This is a genomic window from Paenibacillus sp. J22P143, from assembly GCF_059692035.1.
Genome location: NZ_JCAUAQ010000001.1, coordinates 256,513 through 270,132, shown reverse-complemented (window position 1 = coordinate 270,132; position 13,620 = coordinate 256,513). Strand labels below are relative to the sequence as shown.

General features: G+C 45.8%; 11 protein-coding genes. 7 read left to right on the top strand and 4 right to left on the bottom strand.

The genetic code is table 11. From position 1 onward, the window contains the following. The first annotated feature begins 3 nt into the window (after positions 1-3). The 3 genes from AC58PQ_RS01310 (at position 4) to gyrA (ending at position 5,556) form a co-directional block, all read left to right on the top strand. On the top strand, positions 4-996 hold the full coding sequence (locus AC58PQ_RS01310; RefSeq protein WP_477593492.1) for a DUF2705 family protein: 993 nt from the start codon (positions 4-6) through the stop codon (positions 994-996). 27 nt (positions 997-1,023) lie between these two features. Then, positions 1,024-2,997, top strand: a complete 1,974-nt coding sequence (gene parE, locus AC58PQ_RS01305) for a DNA topoisomerase IV subunit B (RefSeq protein ID WP_497240192.1) — start codon at positions 1,024-1,026, stop codon at positions 2,995-2,997. 117 nt (positions 2,998-3,114) lie between these two features. Beyond that, entirely contained in the window at positions 3,115-5,556 is a 2,442-nt protein-coding gene (gene gyrA / locus AC58PQ_RS01300; RefSeq protein WP_497240191.1) for a DNA gyrase subunit A, read from the top strand. Here gyrA and AC58PQ_RS01295 read toward each other — a convergent pair. Continuing rightward, on the bottom strand, positions 5,547-5,714 hold the full coding sequence (locus AC58PQ_RS01295) for a hypothetical protein (RefSeq protein WP_497240639.1): 168 nt from the start codon (positions 5,712-5,714) through the stop codon (positions 5,547-5,549). The genes gyrA and AC58PQ_RS01295 overlap by 10 nt on opposite strands. Positions 5,715-6,045: 331 nt before the next feature. Here AC58PQ_RS01295 and AC58PQ_RS01290 point away from each other — a divergent pair, with 331 nt between their 5' ends. Continuing rightward, positions 6,046-6,450 carry a MarR family winged helix-turn-helix transcriptional regulator gene (locus tag AC58PQ_RS01290; RefSeq protein ID WP_477593494.1) on the top strand — a complete coding sequence of 135 codons (405 nt, stop codon included), beginning with the start codon at positions 6,046-6,048 and terminating at the stop codon, positions 6,448-6,450. 9 nt (positions 6,451-6,459) lie between these two features. Here AC58PQ_RS01290 and AC58PQ_RS01285 read toward each other — a convergent pair whose 3' ends face one another. The 3 genes from AC58PQ_RS01285 to AC58PQ_RS01275 are packed head-to-tail and all read right to left on the bottom strand — an operon-like array spanning position 6,460 to position 9,219. Further along, positions 6,460-7,173: an RluA family pseudouridine synthase gene (locus tag AC58PQ_RS01285; RefSeq protein ID WP_497240190.1), complete on the bottom strand. Its 714-nt coding sequence runs from the start codon at positions 7,171-7,173 to the stop codon at positions 6,460-6,462. Between the two features lie 3 nt (positions 7,174-7,176). Continuing rightward, a complete protein-coding gene (locus tag AC58PQ_RS01280; protein ID WP_497240189.1) occupies positions 7,177-8,043 on the bottom strand; it encodes a class I SAM-dependent methyltransferase in 867 nt (288 codons plus the stop codon). A gap of 54 nt (positions 8,044-8,097) precedes the next feature. Next, entirely contained in the window at positions 8,098-9,219 is a 1,122-nt protein-coding gene (locus tag AC58PQ_RS01275) for a peptidylprolyl isomerase (RefSeq protein ID WP_497240188.1), read from the bottom strand. Between the two features lie 200 nt (positions 9,220-9,419). Between AC58PQ_RS01275 and glgB the strand changes: the two genes are divergently transcribed. From glgB to glgD, 3 genes are read left to right on the top strand one after another with little or no spacing between them, the layout of a single operon-like run. Further along, positions 9,420-11,408: a 1,4-alpha-glucan branching protein GlgB gene (glgB, locus tag AC58PQ_RS01270; RefSeq protein WP_497240620.1), complete on the top strand. Its 1,989-nt coding sequence runs from the start codon at positions 9,420-9,422 to the stop codon at positions 11,406-11,408. Continuing rightward, positions 11,351-12,499: a glucose-1-phosphate adenylyltransferase gene (locus AC58PQ_RS01265; protein ID WP_497240187.1), complete on the top strand. Its 1,149-nt coding sequence runs from the start codon at positions 11,351-11,353 to the stop codon at positions 12,497-12,499. Before glgB ends, AC58PQ_RS01265 begins: the two co-directional genes overlap by 58 nt. Before the next feature lie 6 nt (positions 12,500-12,505). After that, positions 12,506-13,618 carry a glucose-1-phosphate adenylyltransferase subunit GlgD gene (gene glgD / locus AC58PQ_RS01260; RefSeq protein ID WP_497240186.1) on the top strand — a complete coding sequence of 371 codons (1,113 nt, stop codon included), beginning with the start codon at positions 12,506-12,508 and terminating at the stop codon, positions 13,616-13,618. The last annotated feature ends 2 nt before the right edge of the window (positions 13,619-13,620 follow it).

The window sequence follows — 13,620 nt, the reverse complement described above, 5'->3', positions numbered from 1 at the left end:
GAATTGACAGGACTATATGCTTTAGTTAAAAATGAAATGATCAAAATGATTAAGAAAAAGCGGTTTTACGTCATTCTACTTATTCTTCTTGCTTTAATTCCCATGTTCACTTATGCTCAAATGCGAGTTGCTCAACATACACAGAAGCAATTTGGTACATCGGATTGGAAGGCTGATCAGCGGCAAAAAGTTACCGATTGGGAAAAACGCCTGAGTTCAGCTAGAACACCTGATGAGTGGAAGCAGCAGCTACGCGTTCAAATTCAAATTGCTAACTATTATCTTGAAAAAGATGTGAATCCAAGCTCGCCGAATGCGGTTACATTTACGCGTGAATTTGTGAAAAATGCCGTGGGTTTATTTATTCCTTTGATTATCATGGTCATTTCAGCAGATATCGTATCATCTGAGCATTCTACGGGGACTATTAAATTATTGTTGACAAGACCGGTCAGGCGTTGGAAAATCCTATTGAGTAAATTAATTACCGTTGTCTTCTTCACTTCGCTGACTGTTTTGTCGACGGGATTGATTTGTTATTTGATTTCAGGCGTTGTTTTTGGCTATAACGGATGGAACTTGCCGATATTTACAGGCATACAGTTGACGGGTGCAGATGTCGATTTTAGTCGAGTGCGCGCCGTGGACCAATGGTTCTTCCTCTTGATGGAATTCGGCTTAGTATGGTTCACAGCCATCGTCGTAGCGATCATGTCGCTCATGCTTTCTGTACTAATTCGATCAACAGCAGCAGGTATGGGGGTCATGCTTGCCGTATTAATATCAGGGACTATTCTTTCGAACATGGTTTCCTCGTGGGAAACAGCCAAATATTTGTTTATGGTCAATTTGGACCTGACGAAGTATTTGACCGGAGGGATCCCTCCCATTCAAGGAATGGATTTAGCATTTTCGCTTAGTGTGTTAAGCGTATGGACGTTAGCGGCGTTAATCGTCTCGTTTACGGTTTTTTCACGCAAAGATATTTTAAATTAGAGATAAGAGAGATAAAGGAGGGCTCCAATGGCTGAGCAGCTAGAATTTGCGAAAGGGAAAGCCCCGACACCCACGACAGATTACGAAGCAGATGATATTCAAGTCCTGGAAGGGCTTGTTGCTGTTCGTAAAAGACCAGGGATGTATATCGGCAGTACCAGTTCCTCAGGTCTTCATCATCTGATCTGGGAAATCGTAGATAATGCAGTCGATGAGCATCTGGCGAAGCATTGTTCCAAAATTAATGTCACGATACATAAAGATCAATCCGTGACCGTTCAGGATAATGGCCGCGGAATTCCTACCGGTATGCATAAGACTGGTGTTCCTACACCGCAAGTTGTCTTTACGATTCTTCACGCAGGCGGTAAATTCGGTGGTTCAGGCTATAAGAAATCCGGGGGCTTGCATGGTGTTGGTGCATCAGTAACTAACGCACTATCAGAGTGGTTAGAAGTAGAGATTAACCGCGATAGCAAAGTGCATAAGATGCGCTTTGAATACTGGGTAGATGATAAAGGTGTCGAGCATGTTGGCGAGCCGGTCACGGGACTTGAGGTTATCGGTAATACCAATCGTACAGGTACGAAAGTTACATTTAAACCAGATAAACGCGTGTTTCAAGGCGGTACAACGATCAATTACGATACACTTGCTGAGCGTTTGCAAGAAATTGCTTTCCTGAATTCCGGACTCCAAGTAAACTTGAAAGACGATCGCACCGATAAAGTAGATTCTTTTCAGTATGAAGGCGGAGCAAGTCAGTTTGTGGCTTTCCTGAATGAAGAGAAGACTGTGCTGCATCCTGTGATTCATTTTGCCTCTGAGAAGGATGAAATTGAAGTTGAAGTCGCGTTGCAATACAATGATGGCTATACAGAGACGATTGCTTCGTTCGTTAACTCGATTCCAACACGCGGCGGCGGAACACATGAAACGGGTTTCAAAGCAGCGTATACCCGTGTGATGAATGAATATGCCCGTAAAGGGGGCATTCTCAAGGAAAAGGATAAAAACCTCGACGGAACGGATCTCAGAGAAGGTATGATGGTCGTTATCAATATCAAAATGGGCGATGTCGAGTTCGTAGGCCAAACCAAGGACCAATTGGGAAGTGCCATAGCACGTAGTGCAGTGGACGCCGTTGTATCCGATAAAATGACGGTTTTCCTTGAAGAAAATCCGCAAATCGCGCAAATGATGCTGAAAAAGGCTGTACAAGCATCCAGAGCGAGAGAAGCAGCACGTAAAGCACGTGAAGAGATTCGCAGCGGCAAGAAAGGGAAGAGCGAGAGCTCGAACTTGAATGGTAAGCTTACGCCAGCACAATCCAAGGATTTGCAACGGAATGAACTATTCATCGTGGAAGGTGATTCCGCTGGCGGGTCTGCGAAGCAAGGGCGCGATTCGAAGCATCAAGCGATATTGCCGCTAAAAGGCAAGCCGATGAATCCAGAGAAAGCCAAGCTGCTAGATATTTTGAAAAATGAAGAGTATAAAGCCATTATCGCTGCGATAGGTGCAGGCGTTGGCTCCGAATTTGAAGCAGAAGAGACGAATTACGGCAAGATTATTCTGATGACAGATGCGGATACAGACGGAGCGCACATTCAGGTACTCCTGCTAACCTTCTTCTACCGTTACATGAAGCCTTTGATCGATGCTGGCAAAGTGTATATCGCGCAGCCGCCATTGTATAAAGTTACGAGAAAAGGTAAAAATGGTGGTCATAAATACGCTTGGACGGATGATCAACTGCAGGTTGTGGTCAAAGAACTCGGTAAAAATACGGAGCTTCAACGCTATAAAGGACTAGGCGAGATGAATCCGGATCAGCTGTGGGAAACGACGATGAATCCGGAAAGCCGAACATTGCTTCAGGTGCAGATTGAAGATGCGGCCAAAGCAGAACGACGTGTGACAACATTGATGGGCGATAAAGTAGATCCACGCAAGAGATGGATCATCGAGAATGTTGATTTTACCGAATATGTTGAGTAGATGAAATAAATGACTTTATCGTCCTCTAAGGACGAGAGCGTTTATCCAAAAATATAGACAACTTATCATGTGAAACATATAAATTGTTATATTTCCAAAAAGAGTGGTGACGAGAAGTTGAGCATTATAGAAGAATTTTTACCAGCCTTTCTGGAGGAGATCGTTGGCGATCGCTTCGGCCGGTATTCCAAATATATTATTCAGGATCGCGCAATCCCCGATGTTCGAGACGGCTTGAAGCCTGTTCAACGTCGTGTGTTGTATGCGATGTATGACTCTGGCAATACGCCGGATAAGCCTTATCGGAAATCTGCGAAAACCGTAGGGGATGTTATGGGTAATTATCATCCTCATGGAGACGCGTCCATTTATGATGGTATGGTTCGTATGGCGCAGCCTTGGAAAATGGGACATACCCTCGTCGATGGGCATGGTAACTGGGGTTCGTTAGATGATGATCCACCGGCAGCTATGCGTTACACCGAAGCACGTTTATCGGAAATTGCGATGGAATTGCTGCGCGACATTGAGAAGCGTACCGTGATGTTCAAGGATAACTTTGATAATTCAACCAAAGAACCGGTTGTATTGCCTGCACGTTATCCGAATTTGCTCGTAAACGGCGTTAGCGGAATCTCTGCAGGCTTTGCGACGGAAATTCCGCCTCATAATCTGCGTGAAATCATTGATGCTTGTACAGCCATGATCGATAAACCTGAAATCACCGTCGACGAATTGATGGAGATTGTGAAAGGACCGGATTTCCCTACTTCAGGCATCATTATGGGGGAAGAAGGCATTCGTGATGCGTATCGTACGGGCAAAGGCCGTATTTACGTCCGTTCCAAAACCGCAATCGAAGAGATGCGCGGCGGCAGACAACAAATTGTCATCACGGAAATCCCTTATCAAGTCGTTAAATCCCGGTTAGTTACTGCGATGGAGAACATCCGTCTGGAGAAAAAAATCGAGGGTATTGCCGAAGTACGGGATGAGAGTGGCCGGAATGGGCTTCGTATCGTGATCGAGCTCAAAAAGGAAGCGGATGCACAAGGGATTTTAGCTTATTTGCTTAAGAAAACCGATTTGCAAGTCACCTATAATTTCAACATGGTTGCGATTGTGAATAAAGCGCCTCGTCAGCTCGGTATCCGCGAGATTCTTGAAGCTTATATTGAGCATCAGAAAGAGGTCGTGACGTTCCGCTCGCAATATGAGCTGGAGAAAGCGGAAGATCGGGCACATGTCCTAGAAGGGCTTGTTAAAGCTCTGAACATTTTGGATGAGGTTATTGCTACGATTAAAGCATCGAAAAATCGGCAGGACGCTCAAAATAACCTTGTAGAGAAGTTTCATTTTTCGGAACGACAAGCTGATGCCATTCTCGTCCTGCAATTATACCGTTTAACAAATTTGGAAATAACAACGCTTGAGAAGGAATTGAAAGATGTTGAGAAAACGATCGCGTACTTGCGCGGGATTCTCGGCAGCTTGAAGAAGCTCCTAGGCGTAATTAAAGATGAGATGGGCGAAATCCGTAAGAAATACGGCATCGATCGCCGCTCGGAGATTCAAGGTGAAGTCGAAGAACTGAAAGTAAATCTAGAAGTTCTTGTAACCGCAGAAGATGTGCTCGTCACCTTGTCGAGCGAAGGTTACTTGAAGCGGACAAGTAAGCTTTCTTACACGCGTTCGGGTGGAGACCTTGAGAATACAGGCATGAAGGACGGCGATTATCTTCGCTTTTTGCTTGATGTCAACACGATCGAGAGCTTGCTGATCTTCACGAAGAAGGGGCAATATTACTTATTGCCTGTCCATCAAGTACCGGAGTACAAGTGGAAAGAGAACGGTACAGCTATTGTGAATGTCATTCCGATTGCGAAGGAAGATCGCATCGTGAATGTGATTCCAGTGAAAGGCTTTGAAGATCCGACGAAGTCACTCGTGTTTGTTACACGGAAAGGTCAAGTCAAGCGTACAGAGCTCAAAGAGTATATGACGAACCGTTCCAACGCGATTGTTGCTTGTAAGCTTGGGGAACAAGATGAAGTGCTGCATGTTCATCTGAGTGACAATACGAAGGAAATTCTGCTCGTCACGAAGCATGGAATGAGCATTCGTTTCCGTGAGGAAGAAGTAAACCCGATGGGCCGTGCGGCCGCAGGTGTGCGCGGCATCCAGCTCAAGGAAGACGATGAAGTCGTGTCAGCCGAGTGGATTTATGGGGATGAAGGGGAAGTGCTAGTCATCTCGGACCTCGGGTATGCGAAGCGATCTCTCGTTGTGGATTATCCAATTCAAGGTCGCGGCGGGAAGGGGATTATTACCTTTGAATTCAAGGAAGGTAAGCGTGTCAGACCTAACGGTTCTGCCTTAATCCGGACATTTATTGTGAAAATGGATTACTTGATTACGGCTGTGATGAGTAATGGTGAGAAGCTGCGTTTTTCTACGGAAACTGCTCCGCTAGAAGATCGTAAAGCACAAGGTAAATTATTCATTCCAGTGAGTAAAACAGAATCGATTGTTGAGATTTTACGTTTTCCTCAATCGTAACTAATCGTTGGGGGATCCAGTCTCTCAATTAGTGCAAAAGCTAACTCTAATAAGACCCACAGGGGCATCGGTTCGTCTAATCGATCCAGCCACTGTGGGTCTTTCAGTATGCCGGCCTCCAGTGCTTTTTGGCCTAGCTCCAGTTTCCAAGCTTCCAATCCAATCACTCCTTGAAAGTAAGTTAACAGCCTTGCACGTCAAGTTTCCTAGATAATAAAGGGACTCGCTGTTGTCTACAAGGGTGCATGACACCTTCGATCAGTATATGTAGCTACTAGGCAATATGTTAAAAAGAGTCGATTCCCTTGAGATCCCACACAGGAGTTGACAAACTTTGAGAGGGCTCGACACCAGGTATCAGCAAACCACAGCATGTCCAATGAATGCGAAATTTTTGTAAGAAAGTATTAATGGCATTAATCTTTAAAGTAGGACATGGAAGTGCTATACTTGCTGTAAATAGGTGAAAATGGAAGCGAGTTGATGAGGATGTATTCCGATGAATTCGGAAAGCTATGGCTAAAATTATCGAAGGAATTGAAAAATCAGATGGAGGTAGGCTTAGCCCCTACGATTACGGAAGGACAGTTGAATGTGCTTGAATTGCTCCTGGTCCATGATCGTATGAAGCCTTCGGATTTAATCGAATACTTATCCACGACACCTGCAGCCGTAACAACCTTATTAGACCGGATGGAAAAAGCGGAGTTGATTACGCGTGTACGTGACGAGAAGGATCGTCGAATCGTCTGGATCCACGTAACGGACAAAGGAAAAGCGGAATGCGAGAGAGGCCGTGGAATCCGTGAAGAACTGTTGGATTCGTACCTGAATCGCGTTTCCGCTCATAATCAAAAATTGCTTATTTATTTATTGGGCAAAGTTGCAAATTAGTTCATCCCCTCATAGCTCGGGGATGGTAAATTCGTTCCAAGGCCGCTGTACCGGTGGCATCGACCGGAAGTGCATCGACTCTTTGAGCACAGGATGCTCAAAGGATAGTGCAGTGGCCCACAGCGCGAGCTGTTGGCCAGGTTTGTTCACAGCGCTGCCGTAGCGCTGGTCCCCGTACAGCGTGCAGCCAATGGCAGCCAGCTGCACGCGGATCTGATGCGGCCGTCCGGTGTGCAGCTTGATCTGGATCAAGCTGAGCCCGTCTTGGCTGCCGAGCAGCTTATAGTCCAGCACCGCCTCTTTGGCGTCCTGCTGGCCTGCCTTGACCACGCTGACGGTATTCGTCCGCGTATCCTTCCACAGCCAGTGCCGCAGCGTAGCGGCCGACTGTGAGGGTTTACCGTGCACGACAGCGACGTACGTCTTGTCGAGCAGCCTTGTTCGTACCGCGTCCGAAAGTCGGGACGCGGCTTTTGACGTTTTGGCGAAGACCATCACGCCGCCAACGGGACGATCTAAGCGATGGACAAGCCCAAGGTAGACATTACCGGGCTTGTGGTAGCGTTCCTTGAGATCCGCCTTCAAGGCGTTCAGCAAGTCAAGATCACGAGACTCATCTTCCTGCGTCGGCATGTTGACAGGCTTCTCAACCACGAGAATGTGGTTGTCTTCGAACAAAATCGGTATTTGCGATGCGCCGTAACCATCTTTGAATCCCGCCACCGCTTACGCCTCCCAGCGTCCCAGAATACCGCAAGGGAGCATAAGACCGGAATGTGTGATCGGAAGCCCGATTTCACCGCTGGAGATCGTTCCGCCATGCTTATCTTTCATCGCCATCGTCAAAATGTTCTGAAGCACAGTTGCCGAAATACCTGTCGTATACGAGTTGATCAACAAGAACAATGGATTGTCCGTCAAAATGGATTGGCAAGTCTGGATAAAAGGGAAGAGGTCATCCTCCAATTTCCAGGTTTCACCGTTAGGTCCACGTCCATAGGAAGGTGGATCCATAATAATCGCATCGTACTTGCTGCCGCGGCGTTGTTCTCTCTGTACGAATTTAAAAACATCATCCGTAATGAATCGAACAGGTCTGGCGCCCATGCCACTCAGGTGTAAATTTTCCTTCGCCCATTGGACAACCCCTTTAGAGGCATCCACATGACACACTTCAGCGCCTGCATGAGCGCAAGCAAGCGTAGCGCCGCCTGTGTAAGCGAAAAGGTTGAGAACTTTAATGGGACGACCGGCACCCTTAATCTTGTCCATCATCCATTTCCAATTGACCGCTTGCTCAGGAAAGAGACCCGTATGCTTAAAGCTCGTTGGCTTAATATAAAAGGTCAGCTTCTGATCGTAAGTGATCGTCCAGCGCTCAGGCAGCTCAGCGTTCTGCTGCCATTGGCCGCCGCCGCTGGAGCTGCGGTGGTAGTGAGCATCAGCTTGACGCCAAGCTGGTGTTTCTTTCTGTAGAGGCCAAATAATTTGTGGGTCGGGTCTGCGAAGTACAATCGTACCCCAGCGCTCTAGCTTTTCGCCGCCGCCTGTATCAAGCAGCTCATAATCGACCCAATCTTTTGCATAAAACATGCTGTAATCCATCCTTCAACTTGTAAACTTGTTTAAACATACATTGTACACCATTTATTGACCTAAATCGATCTTTTCAATCAAAGTAGGCAGTTCTGTTTCCGAAAATTGTTGGTATTGCGCTTGTTCAAGTGATGCACGCAGTGACTCTTTCACCGCATCAAGAGGCTTAACAGAGCGGGCATCCACTTCAATCACGTGATAGCCAAACTCCGTCTCAACGGGGTCACCGACAGTTCCTACCGTTTGTGAGATAGCAGCATTTTTGAAGCCTTCAACCCATTGACTAACATCAGCATCTGCGTAAAGTCCGCCTGCATCCTTAGAACCTGGATCATCGGAATATTGCTTGGCTAGTGCAGCGAAGTCTCCGCCATTCTTGAGCTTCAGTTGAACGTCTTGGGCAAGTGTAAGTGCTTCTGCTTTGGTGCGAACGGCTTTACCCTCTGGGTCTGTAAGTCCGATCAAAATATGACGCACAGATGCAATTGTAAACGCATCTTTATTTGCAGCTAGTGTTGCGTCATATTGGGCCTTTAACTGAGCATCCGTAATACTAGATTTCACATAGTTAATACCAGTCATACTGCCAACAAGATAATATTGGATATCCATTTCTGTGGCATTCACGTTTTTCAAGTCGGCTTTAAATTTATCTTCGCCAAATTGTTGCTTCCATGACGCAACTTGTACAGCGGCACTTTTCTTGGCAGCCTCTTGATCTGCCTCAGAAGCGCGGCTATAAAGAATTCGGTTTGCAATTAATTCCTTAAGGACACTTGTTTGATAGTCAACATTCTCTTTGGAGGCTGCATGAGAAGGATTGAACAGTGCTTTGAGGCCAAAGAACGCATTGAATTCACCCTTCGTTACAGTCCCGCCATTGTAAGCAGCAACGACCTGATTCGGATTATTTCCGACCCAAATGGTACTAGTTGCCTCATCAAACGCCACTTTCTTGCCAAGGGAGTCGCTCATAAATCGTAATGGTACATAGGTTGTGCCTTCATAAATAAACCCTTTACCTTCGGTTGGTATTTTTTCGACACCATCAAACATATACGTCAGATTGCGGAAAGCCACCTCGATTTGTGTTCCTGCTGCAAAAGCTACGGTTCCACTTAAAACGGAACCAATGGTTAATCCTACGATAAGTCCTTTTAATTTGTCTTTCATTATGATGAATCCACCTTTCATATCTTGTCATTCCAATAATTCACCGTAGGTCGACAGATTTCCTTTATTTTATTAGTAGCAAATTGAAGGAATTCTTTACCTGTTTGTTGTATTTGTAGAGGTAGAGACGATTTGCAACACGCAGCTTAGAGCACAGACATGTCGAATTAGGGGGGGATTATGTGGGAGCAAATGTTGGTATGCCCAGCTCCGAGGATTTGTTTCTGCTTCATGAAGGATCCCTTTTCCACAGTTATCGTATCTTAGGGGCACATGTTAGCAATGAAAAAGGGCATGAAGGTGTTCGATTCACCGTATGGGCACCCAATGCGAGTAACGTGAATGTACTTGGAGATTTCAACGATTGGCAATCCGGCGAGCACGGTATGGACAAGATTAGTTCGTTAGGGCTCTGGATGATCTTCATTCCGGAAGCACGTGAAGGCGACTATTACAAGTACGAAATTCATAGCCAAACTGGGAAGATCTTACTAAAAGCTGATCCCTATGCCTTCTATTCCGAATTAAGGCCTGGTACAGCTTCTAGGGTTGTTGACTTAGGTGGGTACGACTGGCAGGATCAAGACTGGCAACAGAAGAAGAAAGAAGTACCAGCTTATAACAAGCCGCTTTCCATTTACGAGGTACATCTAGGCACTTGGCGTAAAAAAGATCGACTTAGTGAAGAACAGTATACGTATGAGCAATTAACGACTGAATTGGTGGATTATGCGGTCGAAATGGGTTATACCCATATCGAAGTCATGCCACTGGCCGAGCACCCCTTCGATCGCTCTTGGGGTTACCAAGCAACGGGTTACTATTCCGTTACAAGCCGTCACGGTGCGCCTAAGGATTTCATGCGATTCGTTGATACCTGTCATCAAAAGGGGATCGGGGTCATTATGGACTGGGTTCCAGGCCATTTCTGTAAGGATAGTCATGGACTCCGCATGTTTGATGGCAAGCCCTTGTATGAATATGAGGATCCTCGTAAAGCGGAAAAGCTGGAGTGGGGGACTTTAACCTTTGATTTTGGCAGGCCGGAGGTTCAGAGCTTTTTAATTTCAAATGCCGTATTCTGGATGGACATGTATCATATGGATGGAATAAGAGTGGACGCTGTTGCTTCCATGCTGCATCTGAATTTCGGAAGATGGGATGAGGCGCCTATCCGAAATCAACACGGAGGCGATGAGAATCTAGAGGCGGTTGCGTTTATTCGCAAGCTGAATCAAGTCGTTTTCTCCTATTTCCCGGATGCGTTAATGATGGCGGAAGATTCCACTGATTGGCCGATGGTGACGGCACCGATTCACGAGGGCGGACTTGGGTTTAACTACAAGTGGAATATGGGCTGGATGAACGATATGCTGAAGTATATGAAGCTGGATCCCATCTACCGAAGATATAACCACAAGCTCATCACCTTTTCGTTCATGTATGCGTGGAGCGAAAATTATGTACTTCCCCTCTCTCATGATGAGGTCGTGCATGGTAAGCGTTCACTCCTGCATAAGATGCCTGGAGACTATTGGCAGAAATTTGCTAATCTACGGGTATTATATGGCTACATGTCGGGGCATCCAGGCAAAAAGCTGCTCTTCATGGGAAGTGAATTCGGTCAATTCGACGAGTGGAAGGATCTCGAGGAGCTGGATTGGTTTCTATTAGATGGCTATGAGAAGCATGAGCAGATGCACCATTACGTGAAGTCGCTCAATCAGTTTTATTTGAAAGAACCAGCCCTGTGGCAGCTGGATCATGATCCAGAAGGCTTTGCATGGATTAACCCCCATGACGAGAGCCAAAGTGTTGTCACTTATTTGCGAAAAGGGAATATGCCGGAGGATGAACTCATCCTCGTGAGTAATTTCACACCTGTTGTTCATCCGGATTATCGAATCGGCGTTCCGAAATTAGGCGTGTATGAGGTTGTTTTTAATAGTGATGCAACTGAGTTTGGCGGATCTGGACAAGGAAATACGCTGCCTATTACAAGTAGGGCAAATGCCATGCATGGTTATCCGTATAGTTTATCTCTATGTATTCCGCCGCTTGCGGCTGTCTATATCAAGTGTGTGAGTGAATTCCAATCAGAGATTGATGAAGTTGAAGGGGGAAATCAAATATGCGCAGTAAAGAATGTGTTGCCATGCTCCTCGCTGGAGGAGAAGGGCGAAGATTAGGCGTACTGACGAACAATTTAGCTAAGCCAGCTGTTCATTTTGGCGGCAAATATCGCATCATTGATTTTACTCTCAGCAATTGTACGAATTCAGGGATTGATACGGTTGGTGTTTTAACACAATATCAGCCTCTAGTACTTAATACGTACATCGGTATAGGAAGCTCTTGGGATCTTGATCGCAAACATGGCGGAGTTACGGTGCTGCCACCGTTCATGGAGCAAAAAGGCGGCGATTGGTACAAAGGTACAGCGAACGCCATTTATCGCAATATTGGCTTTATCGAGCAATATGATCCCGAATACGTGTTGGTCATCTCGGGTGACCATATTTATAAAATGGATTACGATCTCATGCTTTCTTATCACAAAGAGAAAAAAGCGGACGCAACGATCGCGGTTATCGAAGTGAAATGGGAAGAAACGAGCCGCTTCGGCATCATGAGTGTCAACGAGAAACAGGAGATTACGGAATTCGCTGAAAAGCCGAAGGAAGCGAACTCTAACTTGGCTTCAATGGGAATTTATATTTTTAACTGGAAAGCATTGAAATCGTATTTGCTCGAAGATGAGGCGAATCCAGAGTCGAGTAAAGATTTCGGTAAAGATATCATTCCGATGATGCTGAAGGATGAAGCGAGAATGTTTGCTTATCCGTTCCAAGGCTATTGGAAGGATGTAGGTACCATCGATAGCCTATGGGAAGCCAATATGGACTTATTGGACGATAATAACGAGCTTAACTTAAATGATAAAGACTGGCGCGTGTATTCTCAGAATCCGTACCAACCAGCCCAATACGTAGCACCAACAGCGAATATTAAACGATCCCTGGTTAATGAGGGCTGTGCGATTTTCGGTGACGTTGATCATTCTGTTCTGTTCTTCGGTGTACAGGTTGGTGAAGGCAGCCAAATTAAGGATTCAGTCATCATGCCGAATGCCAAAATTGGTAATAATGTAACCATTATCAAAGCGATTATTGGTGAAAATACGGTCGTTGAAGATGGTGCGGTTGTAGATGGCAGGGGCGAAATTGTGCTTATTGGTGGTAACGAACGGGTAACAGGCGACGCTAATCAGAAGGGATGATATCGGATGAAACACGTGATGGGAGTCATTAATTTAGTCAATGAACCGGATGATTTGGAGGAACTGACTTTTTTCCGCTGCCCGGCATCTGTGCCTTTCGGTGGACGTTATCGGTTGATCGATTTTGCTCTATCCAATATGGTGAACTCAGGTATTGATAATGTGGCTGTATTCACACAACACAAATACCGTTCGCTCATGGATCATCTTGGCTCTGGCAAAGAGTGGGATTTGGATCGTAAACGCGGCGGGCTATTCGTCCTTCCGTCTGTACTCGATGAGCCTACTGGGATCTCGCGTGGTGATTTGTATCAATTCTATAGCCATCGTGATTATTTCTACCGCGGTAAAGAAGAGTTCGTCATTATTTCCCGCAGCCACATGGTGTGCAATCTGGATTTGAACGATGCTGTGCGTTATCACGAAGATATGCAAGCGGATATTACTGTGATCTATAAGCAAACCGATGAAGAAGTCCATGGGAAATTCCGCCGTCTTGCAGTGAAAGACAGCGGTCAAGTCACCTTGATGGAAGATCACACGGGCAGACTGCGGACGAACAACATTTCTATGGAAATGTATATTATGAGCAAGGCTTTGCTGTTGGATATGGTGGAATCCTGCCTAGCGCAAGGATATGATCATTTGGTACGTGACGGCATTATGAAAAACATTGATAAGCTTAGCGTGTATGGCTATAAGTTTGAAGGGCATCTGGGAATTGTGAACTCCATCCAAGGTTACTACAAACACAGCATGCAGCTGCTGAATCCTGCGATTTGGCGCGAGCTGTTCTTCCAGAAGAACAATCTGATCTATACAAAGGTTAAGGATGAGCCGCCTGCCAAATATTTGGACTCCGCTTCTGCCAAGAACGCGCTTATCGCGAACGGTTGCCAAATCGAAGGCAAAGTGGAAAACAGTATCTTGTTCCGCGGTGTGAAAATCCGCAAAGGCGCCTACGTGAAAAACAGTATCATCCTGCAAAACTGCGAGATTGAGGAGAATGTTATTATCGAGAATGCAATTCTGGATAAGGATGTATTCATTAGCCGCGGTCGCGTGTTAACAGGTGACAACAAAGCACCATTCATTGCAGCGAAAACCAAAGTCATCTAATT

Bases quoted from the DNA above. Each gene is read 5' to 3' on its own strand.
- parE (WP_497240192.1), top strand. From the start codon at position 1,024: ATGGCTGAGCAGCTAGAATTTGCGAAAGGGAAAGCCCCGACACCCACG.
- AC58PQ_RS01280 (WP_497240189.1), bottom strand. From the start codon at position 8,043: ATGTTTTATGCAAAAGATTGGGTCGATTATGAGCTGCTTGATACAGGC.
- glgD (WP_497240186.1), top strand. From the start codon at position 12,506: ATGAAACACGTGATGGGAGTCATTAATTTAGTCAATGAACCGGATGAT.
- AC58PQ_RS01290 (WP_477593494.1), top strand. From the start codon at position 6,046: ATGTATTCCGATGAATTCGGAAAGCTATGGCTAAAATTATCGAAGGAA.
- glgB (WP_497240620.1), top strand. From the start codon at position 9,420: ATGCCCAGCTCCGAGGATTTGTTTCTGCTTCATGAAGGATCCCTTTTC.
- AC58PQ_RS01265 (WP_497240187.1), top strand. From the start codon at position 11,351: ATGCGCAGTAAAGAATGTGTTGCCATGCTCCTCGCTGGAGGAGAAGGG.
- AC58PQ_RS01275 (WP_497240188.1), bottom strand. From the start codon at position 9,219: ATGAAAGACAAATTAAAAGGACTTATCGTAGGATTAACCATTGGTTCC.